Raw genomic sequence first — 15063 nt, 5'->3', positions numbered from 1 at the left:
CGCGTCTTTCGGAGCGAACCGCCGGGCCAGCCTGGCGGCCTGCTTGCCGATCTTCATCACCGCCTGATCGAGCGCGCCTGCTCCCGCGCGGTGCTGCCACCACAAGAGCAGCGCCACCACCAGCAGCCAGCCGGCCAGCACCAGCAGCGCCAGTGCCGCCGGGTCCGTGCCGCTGGCCGTTTCCACCAGTGTGATCGACTTGAGGAACGACACCAGCAGCGCCAGCCCCGCGATCAGGCCAATCGGGCTCGACGAGCGCATCGGCGGCCGCGCCAGGGCATAGGCCAGCGCCGGGCTCGCCAGCGCCAGCGCCACCCACAGCAGCCGTCCATAGGCCACCGCGCGCGCGCCGGGGTCGTCGGCGAAGATCAGCTGGTCGATCGGTATTTTCTTGTAGTTCTGCGGCTCGGCAGGGGGCGTGGTGGTGACGCCATCGGCGGTGAGATAAAAGGTCATGGCGCTGAACTTCAGCACCCCGTTATCCGCCCCGACGATGGTCTGGCCGTTGATGAGCGTGATCTTGCCTTCGCCCTCGCGCGACAGCGACAGCGTGCCGCTGGCCGCGTTGTAGACGTTCTCGCCATCGACGAAGATCAGGCCCGCCAGCATCCCCTTGTGCTTGTCCACGCTATCGAAATAGAGCGAGAAGCCCGAGCCCAGATCGGTGAATTCGCCGCTCGCAAGCCGGTAGCCGAATTCGCCGCGCTCCATCTTCTGGTAGATCTCGTCGAACCGCTTTTCGCCCGCCGGCAGCAGCCAGCCCTGATTGGCGAAGACGAACAGCGCGCCCAATGCGCTCAGCAGCAGCGGCATGCGCATCCAGCGCGCGGGCGCGGTGCCGGTGGCCTCGATCACCGCCAGTTCGCCGCGGGTGGAGAGCTTGCGGATGGCCATGGCCACCGCGAAATAGAGCCCCACCACCATGCCGATCCCGGCATATTCGGGCAGCAGGCCGAGGATCGTCTGGCCGAGGATATAGCCGCGCTCGCCCGAGAGCCGGGTGACCTCGACCAGCCGGGGGATGTTCTCCAGCACCATCAGCGACATCAGCACGCCGATCACCGCGCCAAGCGTGCCGAGGCTCAGCCCGAGCAGGTAACGGTCAAGCCGGCCGATCCGCACGATAGCGCCGCTCAGGCCGCCACGGATGCGCGGCGCGACTGCTGCTCGTACAGCGCAAACAGTTCGCGGAAGTGCACTTCCATGCTGCGCGGCACGGGCGCAGGCAGTTCGGGGCGGCTGCCTTCGGGCAGGGCGAGGATCGCGCGCACCGCATCGGCGGTGTCGGTCGGGCGGAAGCCATATTGCGGGTAATAGCGCACGAAGTCGCTCGCCCCGCCGCCTTCGGGGGCGACCACCGGAATACCGCTGGCATAGGCCTCGGCCGCGGCCATGCCGAAGGTCTCGGCCTCGCAGCCGTGCAGCAGCGCATCGGCGCTGGCGAGGATGGTGGCGAAGTGGGCGCGGTCGGTCACCGGACGCAGAAGGCGGATATGCGGGTTGCCGTCAATCGCCTTCATTACTTTCTTGTGGCTGCGCCCCTCGCCGAAGATCACCAGCCCGATCGGGCGGCTGTGCCCGGCGATGGTGGCCGCCTCGACCAGCATCGGAATGCGCTTCTCGGTCGCCAATCGCCCGGCGCAGACGAGCAGCGTCGCATCCTCACCCAGATCGCAGGTGGCCAGCAGGGTCGCGCGCAGAGCCTCGGAGCGGTGTTCGGGCGAGAACCGCCCCGGCTCGATCCCCATCGGCACCGTCACGCCCTTCGCCAGACCGGGGCCGTTGACGACGCCGCCCTTGGCGAGCCGATCCGTGAGGCTCGAATTGGCGGAGACCACGAGGTCGAACCGGTGGCCATGGCGGCGCAGGCGCTGCCAGAACCAGTCGAACGCCTTGTCGACCGAGGCGGGCTGCGCGATCCCTTCGAACCAGCGGTAGGCATGGGCCGCCAGCGGGTCCGAATGCATCACCAGCGAGCGCGGAACGGGCGGCGCATATTCGCCGACGAAATCGGCGCTCTTCCACGGCGAACTGGCCTCGATGAAATCGGGCTTCAGCTCGTCCAGAGCGGCGTGGACCACGTCCTTGTCGACGAAGGAATAGTACTTCTTGTCGAGCGGGAAGGGCGGCTGTTCGAGCGTGACGATCCGCGCCTGCGCGGAAATTTCGCGGGTGCCCGCTTCGGCGCCGGGGGCCAGCACGGTCACATTGTGGCCGAGCCGTTCGGCCATTTGCAGCTTCTGGTCCACATAGGTGCGAATGCCGCCCCCATGCGGAGTGTAGAAGCCGCAAACGTCGACGATATGCATGGCCTAGTTCAGCGGCTGCATGCCGCGCAGACCGCGCAGGTAGTTCATCGTGATCGAGATGCGCGTGCGCCCGCTGCCCGCCGTGGCCACGGTCTGGTGCCATTTCGGCTGGCTCATGCCGAGGCTCGGGTTGCTGGCAAAGCCGACCCCGTCGCGCTGCCAGTTGAAGCGGTGGTTCATGTCGCGATCGTGCAGCAGCACCACCGAGTAGCGCCCCGGTCCGGGCACGCGAATGCACAATTCGGGCGTGGCGCCGGCAGGCACGGGCACTTCCACCCTTCGGAAGGTCTTGCCGGCATTGAGCAGGATGTTGTCGTCCTGCAGATAGTCTTCCTCGTTGGCGGGATAGACTTCGAGCTTCAGATTGCCCGTCCGGTCCTTCAGCCCGACCACCGAAACGATGAAGGCAGGGCCTTGCTCGTTCGCACGGCAGCGTCCCTCGGCCTTGCCCAGATCGGGGCCGGTTTGCAGCGCTCCCTGCGCGAGCAACGGCAGGATGGCGAGGCTAGTCAATAGCGTCATTGCGTGTCACTCCTTTCAGCAAGTCGTAGAGTGCGAGTCCTGAACCGACGATGAGGTTGGTTGCAAGGATGAGTCCAGCCATCATCGCCAGAAGTTCGTCGATCTGCAGCTCCGGCCCCACCGTCAGCGCGGCGACACCGGCGAACACGATATCCTTGTTGGGCACGAACGGCAGGCGGCTGATCAGCAGGCGGATCGCCGCCAGCAGCAGCCAGTAGCCGATCGGCGTATCGGGCAGCACGAAGGCCCACAGCAGGCCCGAGATCGAGGTTGTCGCCACGATGCGCGCCATGTGCACCCAGAACACCATGTTCAGCTCGCTGCGGGTGAGCGAGAACAGCGACTTGCGCCACAGCATGACAATCAGCGAGGTGCCGACCACGAAGGCGAGCGACCAGGCGACGGTGTCGGAATGGGTGCCGAGGTCGAGCATGCCGATGAACGGTGCGGCCATGGCCATCAGCACCAGCGTCATCAGGTTGCCCGACATGGCCGAGAGCACGGCCACGTCCTTCACCGCGCCGAACGGGGCGGTGGTGATCTGGCTGTTCTTGCGCGCCCAGGCGTAGAACCAGGCCTCGCCGAGGTAACCCAGCAGCAGTTCGTTGTAGATCAGCTTGCGCGTCAGCGCGCCGAGCGCCGAGATTCCCACGCCCCACAGGCGGCGGAAAATGAAGTATTCGGACAGCGGCCCGGCCATGAAGCCGAGCGCGAACAGCAGCCAGAACGCCGGCGATACCGGCAGCATGGCGATGATCGCGCGCGGATCGATCTCGCGCAGCGAATAGAGCGAGGCGGCGATGACCAGCAGCGACAGCACAAGGCTGATCGCCTTGGTCCAGCTGAACGGCTTTTTCTGATCCTGCGGTTGCAGGGCAATAACATCTCCGCCCACCGGAGCTAGGATCGGCTGTGGCATTGCTTGGCCTTCGTTCGGTTGGTCACTCTCGGGCCGCTGCCGTTCGGGCCGATCCTTGGACGGGCTGTGCAGATCGGTCACGCAGCAGCCCTCCGTATGGCGCGGGCCTGTAGCTCAACTTGCGCTTTTTCGCAAGCGACAGGCCCAGCAGTGGCGGGGCCATTGCGGGTGCGCGGATGAACCGTGTGTGACTGGCCTGTGCGATGGGTCATGATCGGGTCAGCCGAGCAGTTCGGCATAGCGGCCCGCGCGGCGGCGGCCTGCGAAGGAGGCCAGCGTCGCCTCGATGCTGGCGAGGATCGAACTTTTGGTGGTGTCGCCGGGATGCACGGCCAGGCGCACCACGTCGAGCGGGTGCAGCGCCACGCGCGCCAGCGCGGCAAAGGCCAGCGAGGAGGCGGTGCGCATGGTCGAGCGGCTGGCCCAGGTGATGACCGGGCCGCGCGCCAGCTGCCGGTTGCTGCCCGGTTGCCACACGCGCATATGGTCTTCGGCCATGGCAAAGCCGCAGTCGGCCAGCGCGGCATGGGCGCCCTCGCCATAGAGCCAGGCCGGGGCGATGAAACCCGCCGCCGCGCGGCCGGTAATATCCTCGATCAGCGCGCGCCCGTCGCGCATCCGGCGCGCGGCCTCGTCCCGGCTCAAGCCGAGGAACTCGCCTTCGCCCGCGGTCATATGTTTGGCCTTGAAGCTCGCCAGCCCCTCGTGCTGCGACTGGTCGCGATGATACCAGCCGTGGACGAACATCTCGACGCCGCTGTCGGCCCAGTCGCGCAGCCGGGTGGCAAAGGCGCTGCCGGGGGTGAGGCGATGAGCGCCGTGGTGTTCGGGCACGACCAGCATGGCGAAGCGCGCGCTGCCGAGCTGCTTTTCGATCAGCGTGGCGAGCTGGTCCACCTGCCGCTCCGAACCCGGACCGACATCGTGAATCGAGGCCAGCAAAAGCTTGCGCTCAGGCTTCACCGGGGGGCTCCCGTCAGCCGCAGGGGTTGGTGCATCGAGCGCATGGTCGCGACCATATAGGTAGCCATTTGCAATTCGTCACGGTTTGAACCGTCCGCCGCGAATATGGGTGAAGCGCGCGCCATCGTGTTCGTACCAGGCGATGGTCTCGACCACGCGGGTGTCGCCCGCCTTGGTGGGCCAGATCTCGAAGTCGGGCCAGTCGACACGGGTTTTGAAGGTGGTGCGGCAATACATCGCCAAATTGTTCGGCCCCACCAGCACGCCGAGCGGCACGACCTCCTCGTCGATATGCGCGGCCACCTCCCGGTAGAAATCGAGAATTGCCTCGCGCCCGACGATGCGCTTCATCGAACCCAGCTCGAACACCACGTCTTCGGCATAGAACTGGCCGAAGCCCTCGAAGTCGTTGGCGTTGAACGCGCCGATGTAGCGCAGGAAATCGGCCTCGGTCATGGCTATTCCTCTCCTTTGGCTGGCCCCACCGGCATGTTGTCTATGAGGCGTGTGCCGCCGATCCGTGCGGCGACCAGCAGCCGGGCCGGACCTTGCGGGGTCTCGGCCAGCGGCGCAAGGCTGGTTGCGTCGGCCAGTGTTACATAGTCGACAGGGCCAAAGCCCGCCTCGGCCAGCGCCGCGCGCAGCCGCATCAGCGCGCCGGCCACGTTGTCGCCGGCTTCGATGTCCTCGATGGCGGCGCGCATCGCGCGGGGCAGGGTGACGGCAGCGGCGCGCTGTTCGGGCGAGAGATAGGCGTTGCGGCTGCTCATCGCGAGCCCGTCAGCCTCGCGCACGGTGGGCACGCCGTGGATGTTGCTCACCTGCGGCAGCACCAGATCGAGATCGCGCGCCATGGTGCGGATCACGGCGAGCTGCTGCCAGTCCTTCTCGCCGAACAGCGCGTGGTCGGGGCGGACCTGATTGAACAGCTTGCACACCACCGTCGCCACGCCGTCGAAATGGCCGGGGCGGCTGGCCCCGCACAGCCCTTCGCTCACGCCGGAGACCGAAATGCTGGTGGCAAAGCCGGTCGGATACATCGCCTCCACCGTCGGGGCCCAGAGCAGCGCCACGCCCTCGGCCTCCAGCAGCGCGGCATCCTCGGCCAGACGACGCGGGTAGGCATCGAGATCCTCGTTGGGGCCGAACTGGGTCGGGTTGACGAAGATCGAGGCGACCACATGGTCGGCGTGGCGGCGGGCCTCGCGCATCAGTGTGAGGTGGCCCTCGTGCAGCGCGCCCATGGTGGGAACGAGGGCAATCGTGCCACTTTTGCGCAGGTCATCCACAGCCAAACGAAGCTCAACCAGTGTGCTGACGGTTTGCATGATCCATGGCCTCAGATACAAGTAAGAGGCTGGGCCTAGCCGCCCGCAGCGATTTGAGAAAGGCCATCGTGAGCGCACCCCACCGTATCGTCTTCGCCAACGAAAAGGGCGGCACCGGCAAATCGACCACTGCCGTGCACGTGGCCGTGGCGCTGGCCTATCGCGGAGCCAGGGTTGCCGCGCTCGATCTCGATGTGCGCCAGCGCACCTTCTACCGCTATTGCGAGAACCGCGCCGCCACGCAGGCGCGCCGCGGTGTCGCGCTGCCGGGGCCGAAGTTCGACACCTGCCACGGCAGCACGGTCGAGGAGCTGGAGGCCGAAGCGCAGGCCATCGGCGAGGGGATGGACTTCCTGATCTTCGACACGCCCGGGCGCGACGATCCTTTCGCCCGCCACGCCGCCACCCAAGCCGATACGCTGGTCACGCCGATGAACGACAGCTTCGTCGACTTCGACCTGATCGGCCAGGTCGATGCGGAAAACTTCAAGGTCAGCCGCCTGAGCTTCTACGCCGAGGCGATCTGGGAAGCGCGCATCAAGCGCAGCCGCGCCACCATCGAGCAGCAGCGGCGCGAGATGGACTGGGTGCTGGTGCGCAACCGCACCGGCTTTACCGACGCGCGCAACCAGCGCCGCATCGAGCAGGCGCTGACCGAGCTTTCCAAGCGCGTGGGTTTTCGCGCGGTGCAGGGCCTGTCCGAACGCGTGGTCTATCGCGAGCTGTTCCCCTCGGGGCTGACTTTGCTCGACAAGGGGCATCTGGGCGATCTCGGCACCAGCCATCTGGTCGCGCGGCAGGAACTGCGCAGCCTGCTGGCCAACCTCAACCTGCCGATTCCCCATGCCGAGGGCGACAACACCATCGCCCCGCCCGTGACCGAAGCCGCCTGATCGCATGTCGCGCCTGCTGCTCCTCGCGGCCATAGGCATTATCGCCTATCGCTGGATCACCGGGCGCTGGCCGTGGCAGAAACGCATTTCGACCCGCGCGCAAGCCGTGTTCAATGCAAGAAAATTGCTTGGCGTGGGTGCAAATGCAAGTAAATCGGACATAATTGTCGCGCATAAGCGGCTCGTCGCCATGGTCCATCCGGATCGTGGCGGCACGAGCGGGCAGGTGCACGAGGCCAATGACGCGCGTGACCTGCTGTTCGAAGAACTGCCAGGCGATAGCGACCCAAGCTGAAGGAAACCCTTGATGACGTACACGTTCGATTCCACCGTTCTTCGAGAATACGACATTCGCGGCATCATCGGAGAGACCCTCGGTGCGGACGATGCGCGGGCGATCGGCAAGGGTTTTGGCACGCTGATCCGGCGCGCGGGCGGCTCGATGGTGGCGGTCGGCTACGATGGCCGCGTCAGCTCGCCGATGCTTGAGCATGCGCTGGTCGAAGGTCTCACCAGCACCGGCGTGAACGTGCGCAAGGTCGGCATGGGGCCGACGCCGATGCTCTACTATGCCGAAGCCTCAGCCGAAGACGTGGATGGCGGCATTCAGATAACCGGCAGCCATAACCCCGCCAATTACAATGGCTTCAAGATGGTATTTCAGGGTCGCCCGTTTTTCGGGGCGGACATCCTGAAGCTGGGCGAGATGGCTGAAGCGGGCGACTGGGACGTGGGCGTCGGCGAGGTCGAAACGCTTGATGTTCTCGACGACTACATCGCCCGGATGCTGACCGCGCTCGACGGGATCGAGGAGGGTGCGCTTTCCTCGCTCCGTGTCGGCTGGGACGCGGGCAACGGTGCCGCCGGCCCCGCGCTCGAAAAGCTCGCCGCGCGTCTGCCGGGTGAACACCACCTGCTTTATACCGATGTCGACGGGAATTTTCCGAACCATCATCCTGACCCCACTGTCGAGGCCAATCTTGAGGATCTGCGCCAGCTTGTCGCGGAGAAGAACCTCGATTTCGGAATTGCTTTCGACGGCGACGGCGACCGCATCGGCGCGATCGACGGCGAGGGCCGGGTGATCTGGGGCGACCAGCTGTTGATGATCTATGCCGAGGATCTGCTGAAAGAGCGCGCCGGGGCTACGATTATCGCCGATGTGAAGGCCAGCCGCGCGCTGTTCGACAGCGTTTCGGCCAACGGCGGCAAGCCGCTGATGTGGAAGACCGGGCACTCGCTGATCAAGTCCAAAATGAAGGAAACGGGCTCGCCGCTGGCCGGTGAGATGAGCGGCCACGTGTTCTTCGCCGATACCTATTACGGGTTCGACGATGCGCTCTATGCGGGCATCCGCCTGATCGCCGCCTCGGCGCGGCTGGGCAAGTCGGTCACCGAGCTGCGCGGCGCCATGCCCGATATGCTCAACACGCCGGAAATGCGCTTCCAGGTCGATGAAAGCCGCAAGTTCGCCGCCATCGACGAAGTGAAGGAACGGCTTGCGGCTGCCACGGGCGTTGAGGTCAATGCCACCGACGGCGTGCGCGTGAACACCGCTGACGGCTGGTGGCTGCTGCGCGCCTCGAACACGCAGGACGTGCTGGTCGCCCGCGCCGAAAGCGATACGCCCGAGGGCCTCGACCGCCTGATGGCGCAGATCGACGAGCAACTCGCGGCCTCGGGCCTCGAACGCGGCCCGCAGGCCGGGCACTGAGGGCTGGGACTATGAAGCGCTTTTCCCTGCTTGTGGCGGCGCTTGCCGCCGCCGCCATGCCCGCACCAGCGTTCGCGCAAGCTGACAGCGCTGATGTTGATGCGGAGACGATGGAACTGATCGGGGCAATTTTCCAGCCCCCGCCGCTTACCCAGGCGGAGGAAGCGCGTCTGCCTGCCGCCACCGCGTTGATCGACAAGATCGTGCCCAACGGTACGATGGGTGAGATGATGGGCGGCATGTTCGAGGGGTTCCTCCGGCCGATGATGTCCATGGGCGAGGGGGAGCAAATGCCGCCGCTGGCCGATCTGCTGGGCGTTACCAGCGAGCAGTTGGCGAGCGTTAACTCTGAGACAGCAGCCCGTGCCGTGGCCATTCTCGATCCCGAATGGGAGCTTCGGCGGGAGCGTGAGATCGACGCCGTCCCTCGCGCGATGAGCGCCATGATGACGGCGCTGGAGCCGACGCTCAAGGCCGCCTTGGCGGAGGTCTATGCGGTGTCTTTCGACACAGAGCAACTGACCGACATCGACGCGTTCTTCTCGACCGAGAGCGGCGCGATCTATGCTCGCAAGAGCTTCACCATGGCCTCCGATCCGCGCTATCTTGGCGCGATGATGCAGGCCATGCCGCAAATCCTTGGCGGGATGGCCGATATGGAGGCCGTACTGACAGCTGCCACCGCCGATCTGGCCACGCCGCGCAGCTGGGAAGAGCTCGAACCTGCCGAGCAGGACAAGCTGCTCGGTGTGCTGGGCATGAGCCGCGAAGAGCTCGAGGCGAACATGAGCAGCGTCGATGCCGAGGAAGTGCACGATCATTGAGGAGGATTAGGGCGGGCAGCCCTTTCGCCGGATCGGCGCAGGCTCCATCTTGGCGGCATGACCTTCGCCGCCCTTGCGCCTCAAAGCCCTGATCCGATTGCCAGTCAGGGCCAGCGTATCGCCGGTGGCGGGTCGGGGCATTCGCGCTTTCCTACAGCCGATACCCTGTGCTGTGATGCGCGTATGAACGCGCGTTCCGCACTCCCCTTTGCTCTTCGCCGTGTACGGTGCAGGGCGAGTTTTGGCCCGCAGGTTTTTCCGCTCAGGACAGTGTCACAGCTGTCACACCTTGCCCGCTCGGGGAGCCCCGCATGACGCCCGCGGCCATCCCGCCTGAGATCGCAGACTGGTTCGCGGGCCGGGGCTGGCGGGTGCGTCGCCATCAGGCCGAGATGCTCGCAGCTGCCGACAGCGGCAAGCACGCGATGCTGGTGGCCGACACCGGCGCGGGCAAGACGCTCGCCGGGTTCCTGCCCACGCTCGCCGCCTTCTGTCCCTCGCGGCTCGATGGCGCAAAGCCGCCCGAGGGGCTGCACACGCTCTACGTCTCGCCCTTGAAGGCGCTGGCGCATGACGTGCAGCGCAACCTCATCACCCCGGTTGAAGAGATGGGGCTCGACCTGCGCATCGAGACCCGCAGCGGCGATACCCCGTCCGACCGCAAGAAGCGCCAGCGCGCCCGCCCGCCGCATGTGCTGCTGACCACGCCCGAGAGCCTGAGCCTGCTGCTCAGCTACCCCGACAGCCTCACGCTGTTCGCAGACCTCAAGCGGGTGGTGATCGACGAGATCCACGCCTTTGCCACCCAGAAGCGCGGGGACCTGCTGGCGCTGGCGCTCTCGCGCTTGCAGGCGATTGCGCCCGAGATGCAGCGGGTGGGCCTCTCGGCCACGGTGGCCGACCCGGGGGGCTATCGCGGCTGGCTCGCGCCCCAAAGCGATCTGGGGGGCGACCTCGATAGCGTGGCCATGGTCGAGGGCGAGGAGGGCGCTGCGCCCGAGCTGGAGATCCTGCTCCCCGATGGCGAGCGGGTGCCGTGGGGCGGTCATGCCGCGACCTGGGCGATCCCGCAGCTCTACAAGCGGATTGCCGCAAACCGCACCACGCTGGTCTTCACCAACACCCGCTTCCTCGCCGAGTACCTGTTCCAGCACCTGTGGGACGCCAACGAGGACAACCTGCCGATCGGCATCCACCACGGTTCGCTGTCGAAGGAGGCGCGGCGCAAGGTCGAGGGGGCGATGGCGCGCGGCGAACTGCGCGCGCTGGTCTGCACTGCCAGCCTCGATCTGGGGGTCGACTGGGGCGATGTCGATCTGGTGGTGCAGATGGGCGCGCCCAAGGGCTCGTCGCGGCTGTTGCAGCGGATCGGGCGGGCGAACCACCGGCTCGACCAGCCGAGCCGCGCGCTGCTGGTGCCGGGCAACCGGTTCGAGTTCCTCGAAGCCATGGCGGCACTCGATGCGGTGCGCGAAGGCCAGCGCGACGGCGAGGACTTCAGGCCCGGCGCGCTCGACGTACTGGCGCAGCACGTGATGGCCTGCGCCTGCGCAGGGCCGTTCGACGAGGCGGCGCTGCTGGCCGAGGTGCGCTCCTCGCTGCCCTATGCGGGGATCGATGCCGAGGCCTTCCGCCGGGTGCTCGAGTTCGTGGCCACCGGCGGCTATGCGCTCAAGGCCTATGACCGCTTCCGCCGGATCGTGCGCGAGCGGGACGGGACCTGGCGGCTCACCCATCCCGATCAGGCGCAACGGCACCGGCTCAACGCGGGGATCATCGTCGATTCGGAGATGCTCGATGTGCGCTTCCGCAACGGGCGCTCGCTCGGCAAGGTGGAGGAGCGCTTTGCCGCCTCGCTGCGGGTGGGCGACACCTTCCGCTTTGCCGGGGTCACGGTCGAGGTCGAGAGCCTGCGCGACATGGAGCTGGTGGTGCGCGCCAGCAGCAAGGGAGCCATGATCCCGAGCTATGGCGGCCTGCGCCTGCCGCTCACCACCCATCTGGCGGGCCGCGTGCGCGAACTGCTGACCGACCGCGCCGGTTGGGGGCGCTTCCCCGACGATGTGCGCGAATGGCTCGAGGTGCAGGACTGGCGCAGCCAGCTGCCGGGGCCTGACAACCTGCTGGTCGAGACCTTCCCGCACGAGGGGCAGCACTATGCGGTCTACTACACGTTCGCCGGGTGGAACGCGAACCAGTCGCTGGGGATGCTGATCACCGCGCGGATGGAGGCGCGCGGGCTGATGCCGGGCGGCTTCGTGGCGAACGACTACTCGCTGGCGGTCTGGGGCCTGAAGCGGGTCGATGATCCGGCACCGCTGCTCTCGCCCGACATCCTCGCCGAGGAGTTCAGCGACTGGGTCACCCAGTCGCACCTGTTGCGCCGCGCCTTCCGCGAGGTGGCGGTCATCGGCGGTCTGGTCGAGCGCCAGCAGCCGGGCAAGCGCAAGAGCGGGCGGCAGGTCACCTTCTCGACCGACCTCATCTACGACGTGCTGCGCAAGCACGAGCCCGACCACGTGCTGATCGAGGCGGCCTGGGCCGATGCGCGCGCGAAGATGACCGACGTGGCGCGCCTCGCCGAAGTGCTCGATACGGCGGCTGCGCGGCTGGAGCATGTGGTGCTCGAACGGGTCAGTCCGCTGGCGGTGCCGGTGATGGTGATGATCGGGCGTGAGGCCGTGCCACAGGGCGCGCAGGACGACGAGCTGCTGCTTGAGGCCGAAAGCCTGGAGGGCGCGGCGATGCGGGTGGAGCCGCTCGGATAGTCCGGGGCGGCCCGCAGGCTATTGTGCGGCGAAGCTGCGATAGCGCTCGTTGCCGACAAAGCCGAGCTTGGTCACGCCCGCCTGCCGGATCAGGTTCAGCACCCGCGCGGACTGGGCATAGGACGCATTGCCATCGGGTTCGTACTGCAACTGCGGTTCGACCGGCATCGCTCGGGTCTGGCGCAGAAGGTCGCGCAAGGTCGCTTCGCTCACGGCCTGTTCGTTCCAGCGGATCGCACCGTTGGGCTCTATCGTGACCTTGTTCTTCACGTCGTCGATGGCGGGACAGTCGGCACAGGCACGCGGAAGGTCGACCGTCAGGCTGTGCGAGGCGACCGGGATCGTGATGACGAACATCACCAGCAGCACCAACAGAACATCGATAAGCGGGGTGGTGTTGAGTTCGTCCAGCGGACGGTCGGCACGGGCAATTGCAAAGGCCATGACGCTCTCCCAAGCTATGTTAGAACATTACATCACGAGTTCCTCGCCGTGTCAATGCAGGCCGCGGACAACAAAAAAGGGGCCGCCGACGCAGCCCCTTTTCGATGTCATTTTCGCTTGTGCAACGAGGGCGCTCAGCCCTTGCTGAACTGGCGATACTTCTCGTTGCCGACGAAGCCGAACTTGGTCACGCCGCTGGCCTTGATGATGTTCAGCACCTTGGCCGACAGATCGTAGCTGGCGTTGGCTTCCGGCTCGAACTGCAGTTCGGGCTCGACCGAGAAGCGCAGCGTCTCTTCCAGATTGCGAACCAGTTCGCCCTGGTTGATCGGCGTGGCGTTCCAGAGGATTTCGCCGTTCGGGGTCAGCACGATCTTGTTCTTGATCGGATCGATCTGGTTCGGCGGCGGCGGTGTGTCGCTTGCAACCGGAAGGTCGATATTCACCGCGTGCGTTGCCACGGGGATGGTGATGATGAACATGATGAGGAGCACGAGCAGGACGTCGATCAACGGCGTCATGTTCATGTCCATCATCGGGGCGCCATCATCCTTGCCACCTGACATTGCCATAGGTTGTTACTCCTGATTCCTGGCCGTGCCGATCAACCGTTGGGGTCGACCGGGTTGGAGATGAAGCCCACGGTCGGATAACCGGCCGCCTGGACGTTGAAGATGGTGCCGGCCACGCAGCGCCACGGAGCGTTCTTGTCGCCGCGGATGTGCACCTGCGGGATCATTTCCGGGTTGGCCATGATCGCCTCGACGCCGCCAGCCTTCTGCACGATGCTGTCAAGACGCGAGAACGCCTTGTCGTACAGCTCGCTCGAATCGACCAGCGTGGTGTTGTTGAAGAACACGCGGCAATCGCCGTTACGATCGGCACCGGCATAGGAAGTGCGCAGCGTGCTGGGGGTACGGCCCGCAGCATCGGTGGTGGTGACCGTGATCAGCAGGTTCTCCACCTTGTTCTCCGATTCGCGCGACACGAAAATCGGAACCTCAAGCTTCTCGACCGTCTGGATGGCCACGGGAACGGCGATCAGGAAGATGATGAGCAGCACCAGCATCACGTCCACCAGAGGCGTGGTGTTGATGTCTGCCATCGGTTTATCGACGCCACCGCCTGTCGAAATAGCCATATGACTTGTCCTATCTCAGAATTGGGACGGAGGCGGCGGGCTGGTGCGGTTCACGCAAGGCCCGCCGCCGACTTTCCGCTTTTGGCTATCAGGCCTTCTTCGGCGGCACGCCACCGGTGGTGGTGGCGGGCTTGGCAGCGGCAGCAGCCGGCTTGGCGGCAGCCACGGTCACGGCCGGCTTCACGGCACCGTTCGAGGTGATGTAGGCCTGCAGGTCGGTCGAGAAGGCGCTCATCAGTTCGCCGATCTTCTTGTTGCGGGCCTGCAGCCAGTTGTAGGCGAACACGGCCGGCACGGCGACGAGCAGACCGATCGCGGTCATGATCAGCGCTTCACCGACGGGACCGGCGACCTTGTCGATCGAGGCCGAGCCGCTCATGCCGATGTTGATCAGCGCGCGGTAGATACCGATAACCGTACCGAGCAGACCAACGAACGGAGCGGTCGCGCCGACGGTGGCGAGGAACGACAGGCCGCCGTTCAGCTTCGAGGTGATCGAGTCTTCCGAACGGCCCAGCGAACCGTGCAGCCAGTCGTGGGCTTCGAGGCTATTGGGCATCTTGTCGTGCTCGGCCTGGGCCTTGAGGCTGTCGTCGACCAGCTGACGCCATGCGCTGTTCTTCTCGAGCTTGCCGGCACCCTCGCTCAGGGTGTTGGCACGCCAGAAGCCCTGACGGACCGCCTTGTACTGGTTGAGGATCTTCTTCTGCTCCATGAACTTGGTGATCAGGATGTAGAAGGAGCCAACCGACATGATGATCATGATGGTCAGGATCGCCCAGGCGACGGGGCCGCCTTCTTCGAGGGCCTGCACGAAGCCGAATTCGGTGGCGGGCGCTGCGGCATCACCGGCGGCGGCAAGAATGTTAATAAGCATGCGGATCAGTCCTCTTCGTAAGAGATTAGGTTTGTATCTGGTGAGTTAGCTCAGGCGGTAGACGATCGTCAGCGTATCGCTACCGGAGATGGGGTTGCCGGCCGCATCGAGGGCGGGTTCGTAGCGCGCATAACGCTCCATGCCCTCACATGCTGCCTGGTCGAGCACATCTTCGCCGCTCGACGACGTCACGCGGCAGGACGACACGCGCCCCTCGGCATTGATCGTCACCGAAACACCCACGTTGCCTTCGATTTCGCGACGGATGGCGCGCGAAGGATAGGCTTCCTGAATGCGAGCAGCCCAGCGGTTGAAACCGTCACGCTGGGCAGCGCGGGCCTGCGACGGCGCCGGAGGCGCT

General features: G+C 65.9%; 18 protein-coding genes. 5 read left to right on the top strand and 13 right to left on the bottom strand.

The features are described 5' to 3' along the window. The 7 genes from D2V17_RS00520 to panC all read right to left on the bottom strand — a co-directional run. Positions 1-1122 (bottom strand): LptF/LptG family permease (locus tag D2V17_RS00520; RefSeq protein WP_119591196.1); only part of this gene is annotated, 1122 nt, incomplete at its 3' end. 11 nt (positions 1123-1133) lie between these two features. Further along, the gene (locus tag D2V17_RS00515) at positions 1134-2309 is read right to left on the bottom strand and encodes a glycosyltransferase (protein WP_119591195.1); all 1176 of its coding nucleotides are present in this window, start codon (positions 2307-2309) and stop codon (positions 1134-1136) included. A 3-nt stretch (positions 2310-2312) separates the two neighbouring features. After that, positions 2313-2831, bottom strand: coding sequence for a DUF2141 domain-containing protein (locus D2V17_RS00510; protein ID WP_119591194.1), 519 nt, complete (start codon positions 2829-2831; stop codon positions 2313-2315). Then, entirely contained in the window at positions 2815-3831 is a 1017-nt protein-coding gene (locus tag D2V17_RS00505; protein ID WP_245978385.1) for a hypothetical protein, read from the bottom strand. Before D2V17_RS00505 ends, D2V17_RS00510 begins: the two co-directional genes overlap by 17 nt. 138 nt (positions 3832-3969) lie before the next feature. Further along, positions 3970-4713 carry a polysaccharide deacetylase family protein gene (locus D2V17_RS00500; protein ID WP_119591193.1) on the bottom strand — a complete coding sequence of 248 codons (744 nt, stop codon included), beginning with the start codon at positions 4711-4713 and terminating at the stop codon, positions 3970-3972. A 78-nt stretch (positions 4714-4791) separates the two neighbouring features. Beyond that, positions 4792-5169, bottom strand: coding sequence for a nuclear transport factor 2 family protein (locus D2V17_RS00495; protein WP_119591192.1), 378 nt, complete (start codon positions 5167-5169; stop codon positions 4792-4794). Positions 5170-5171: 2 nt separating this feature from the next. Further along, positions 5172-6041, bottom strand: a complete 870-nt coding sequence (gene panC, locus D2V17_RS00490) for a pantoate--beta-alanine ligase (protein ID WP_119591191.1) — start codon at positions 6039-6041, stop codon at positions 5172-5174. Between the two features lie 65 nt (positions 6042-6106). Between panC and D2V17_RS00485 the strand changes: the two genes are divergently transcribed. Genes D2V17_RS00485 through D2V17_RS00470 form a run of 4 tightly spaced genes read left to right on the top strand, consistent with a single transcriptional unit; the run spans position 6107 to position 9472 of the window. Then, on the top strand, positions 6107-6934 hold the full coding sequence (locus D2V17_RS00485; protein WP_245978387.1) for a division plane positioning ATPase MipZ: 828 nt from the start codon (positions 6107-6109) through the stop codon (positions 6932-6934). A gap of 4 nt (positions 6935-6938) precedes the next feature. After that, the gene (locus D2V17_RS00480; protein WP_119591189.1) at positions 6939-7229 is read left to right on the top strand and encodes a J domain-containing protein; all 291 of its coding nucleotides are present in this window, start codon (positions 6939-6941) and stop codon (positions 7227-7229) included. Positions 7230-7241: 12 nt separating this feature from the next. Next, a complete protein-coding gene (gene pgmG / locus D2V17_RS00475) occupies positions 7242-8648 on the top strand; it encodes a phosphoglucomutase/phosphomannomutase PgmG (RefSeq protein ID WP_119591188.1) in 1407 nt (468 codons plus the stop codon). 11 nt (positions 8649-8659) lie between these two features. After that, positions 8660-9472, top strand: coding sequence for a hypothetical protein (locus D2V17_RS00470; protein ID WP_119591187.1), 813 nt, complete (start codon positions 8660-8662; stop codon positions 9470-9472). Positions 9473-9478: 6 nt separating this feature from the next. On the opposite strand, the gene D2V17_RS21875 is transcribed toward D2V17_RS00470, so the two are convergent. Further along, positions 9479-9613, bottom strand: a complete 135-nt coding sequence (locus D2V17_RS21875) for a hypothetical protein (RefSeq protein WP_281270525.1) — start codon at positions 9611-9613, stop codon at positions 9479-9481. Positions 9614-9783: 170 nt separating this feature from the next. Here D2V17_RS21875 and D2V17_RS00465 point away from each other — a divergent pair, with 170 nt between their 5' ends. Next, positions 9784-12240, top strand: a complete 2457-nt coding sequence (locus D2V17_RS00465) for a ligase-associated DNA damage response DEXH box helicase (RefSeq protein ID WP_119591186.1) — start codon at positions 9784-9786, stop codon at positions 12238-12240. Positions 12241-12258: 18 nt separating this feature from the next. Here D2V17_RS00465 and D2V17_RS00460 read toward each other — a convergent pair whose 3' ends face one another. The 5 genes from D2V17_RS00460 to D2V17_RS00440 all read right to left on the bottom strand — a co-directional run. Next, positions 12259-12684 carry an ExbD/TolR family protein gene (locus D2V17_RS00460; protein WP_119591185.1) on the bottom strand — a complete coding sequence of 142 codons (426 nt, stop codon included), beginning with the start codon at positions 12682-12684 and terminating at the stop codon, positions 12259-12261. A gap of 134 nt (positions 12685-12818) precedes the next feature. Next, positions 12819-13256: an ExbD/TolR family protein gene (locus D2V17_RS00455; protein ID WP_119591184.1), complete on the bottom strand. Its 438-nt coding sequence runs from the start codon at positions 13254-13256 to the stop codon at positions 12819-12821. A 32-nt stretch (positions 13257-13288) separates the two neighbouring features. Continuing rightward, positions 13289-13825 carry an ExbD/TolR family protein gene (locus D2V17_RS00450; protein ID WP_191229002.1) on the bottom strand — a complete coding sequence of 179 codons (537 nt, stop codon included), beginning with the start codon at positions 13823-13825 and terminating at the stop codon, positions 13289-13291. Positions 13826-13913: 88 nt separating this feature from the next. Further along, positions 13914-14702 carry a MotA/TolQ/ExbB proton channel family protein gene (locus D2V17_RS00445; protein ID WP_119591183.1) on the bottom strand — a complete coding sequence of 263 codons (789 nt, stop codon included), beginning with the start codon at positions 14700-14702 and terminating at the stop codon, positions 13914-13916. 45 nt (positions 14703-14747) lie between these two features. Then, on the bottom strand, positions 14748-15063 hold a 316-nt coding region (locus tag D2V17_RS00440; RefSeq protein WP_147367143.1), incomplete at its 5' end, for an energy transducer TonB.

It is taken from the genome of Aurantiacibacter xanthus, assembly GCF_003584015.1.
GTDB classification, from domain to species: domain Bacteria; phylum Pseudomonadota; class Alphaproteobacteria; order Sphingomonadales; family Sphingomonadaceae; genus Alteraurantiacibacter; species Alteraurantiacibacter xanthus.
The sequence above is the reverse complement of the archived record's forward strand: the minus strand, read 5'-3'. Positions and strand labels throughout refer to the sequence as shown.

Coding starts and splice junctions, on each gene's coding strand:
- D2V17_RS00455 (WP_119591184.1), bottom strand. CDS start 13,256: ATGGCAATGTCAGGTGGCAAGGATGATGGCGCCCCGATGATGGACATG.
- D2V17_RS00450 (WP_191229002.1), bottom strand. CDS start 13,825: ATGGCTATTTCGACAGGCGGTGGCGTCGATAAACCGATGGCAGACATC.
- D2V17_RS21875 (WP_281270525.1), bottom strand. CDS start 9,613: ATGCCCCGACCCGCCACCGGCGATACGCTGGCCCTGACTGGCAATCGG.
- D2V17_RS00480 (WP_119591189.1), top strand. CDS start 6,939: ATGTCGCGCCTGCTGCTCCTCGCGGCCATAGGCATTATCGCCTATCGC.
- D2V17_RS00515 (WP_119591195.1), bottom strand. CDS start 2,309: ATGCATATCGTCGACGTTTGCGGCTTCTACACTCCGCATGGGGGCGGC.
- D2V17_RS00470 (WP_119591187.1), top strand. CDS start 8,660: ATGAAGCGCTTTTCCCTGCTTGTGGCGGCGCTTGCCGCCGCCGCCATG.
- D2V17_RS00460 (WP_119591185.1), bottom strand. CDS start 12,684: ATGGCCTTTGCAATTGCCCGTGCCGACCGTCCGCTGGACGAACTCAAC.
- D2V17_RS00495 (WP_119591192.1), bottom strand. CDS start 5,169: ATGACCGAGGCCGATTTCCTGCGCTACATCGGCGCGTTCAACGCCAAC.
- D2V17_RS00510 (WP_119591194.1), bottom strand. CDS start 2,831: ATGACGCTATTGACTAGCCTCGCCATCCTGCCGTTGCTCGCGCAGGGA.
- panC (WP_119591191.1), bottom strand. CDS start 6,041: ATGCAAACCGTCAGCACACTGGTTGAGCTTCGTTTGGCTGTGGATGAC.
- D2V17_RS00445 (WP_119591183.1), bottom strand. CDS start 14,702: ATGCTTATTAACATTCTTGCCGCCGCCGGTGATGCCGCAGCGCCCGCC.
- pgmG (WP_119591188.1), top strand. CDS start 7,242: ATGACGTACACGTTCGATTCCACCGTTCTTCGAGAATACGACATTCGC.
- D2V17_RS00465 (WP_119591186.1), top strand. CDS start 9,784: ATGACGCCCGCGGCCATCCCGCCTGAGATCGCAGACTGGTTCGCGGGC.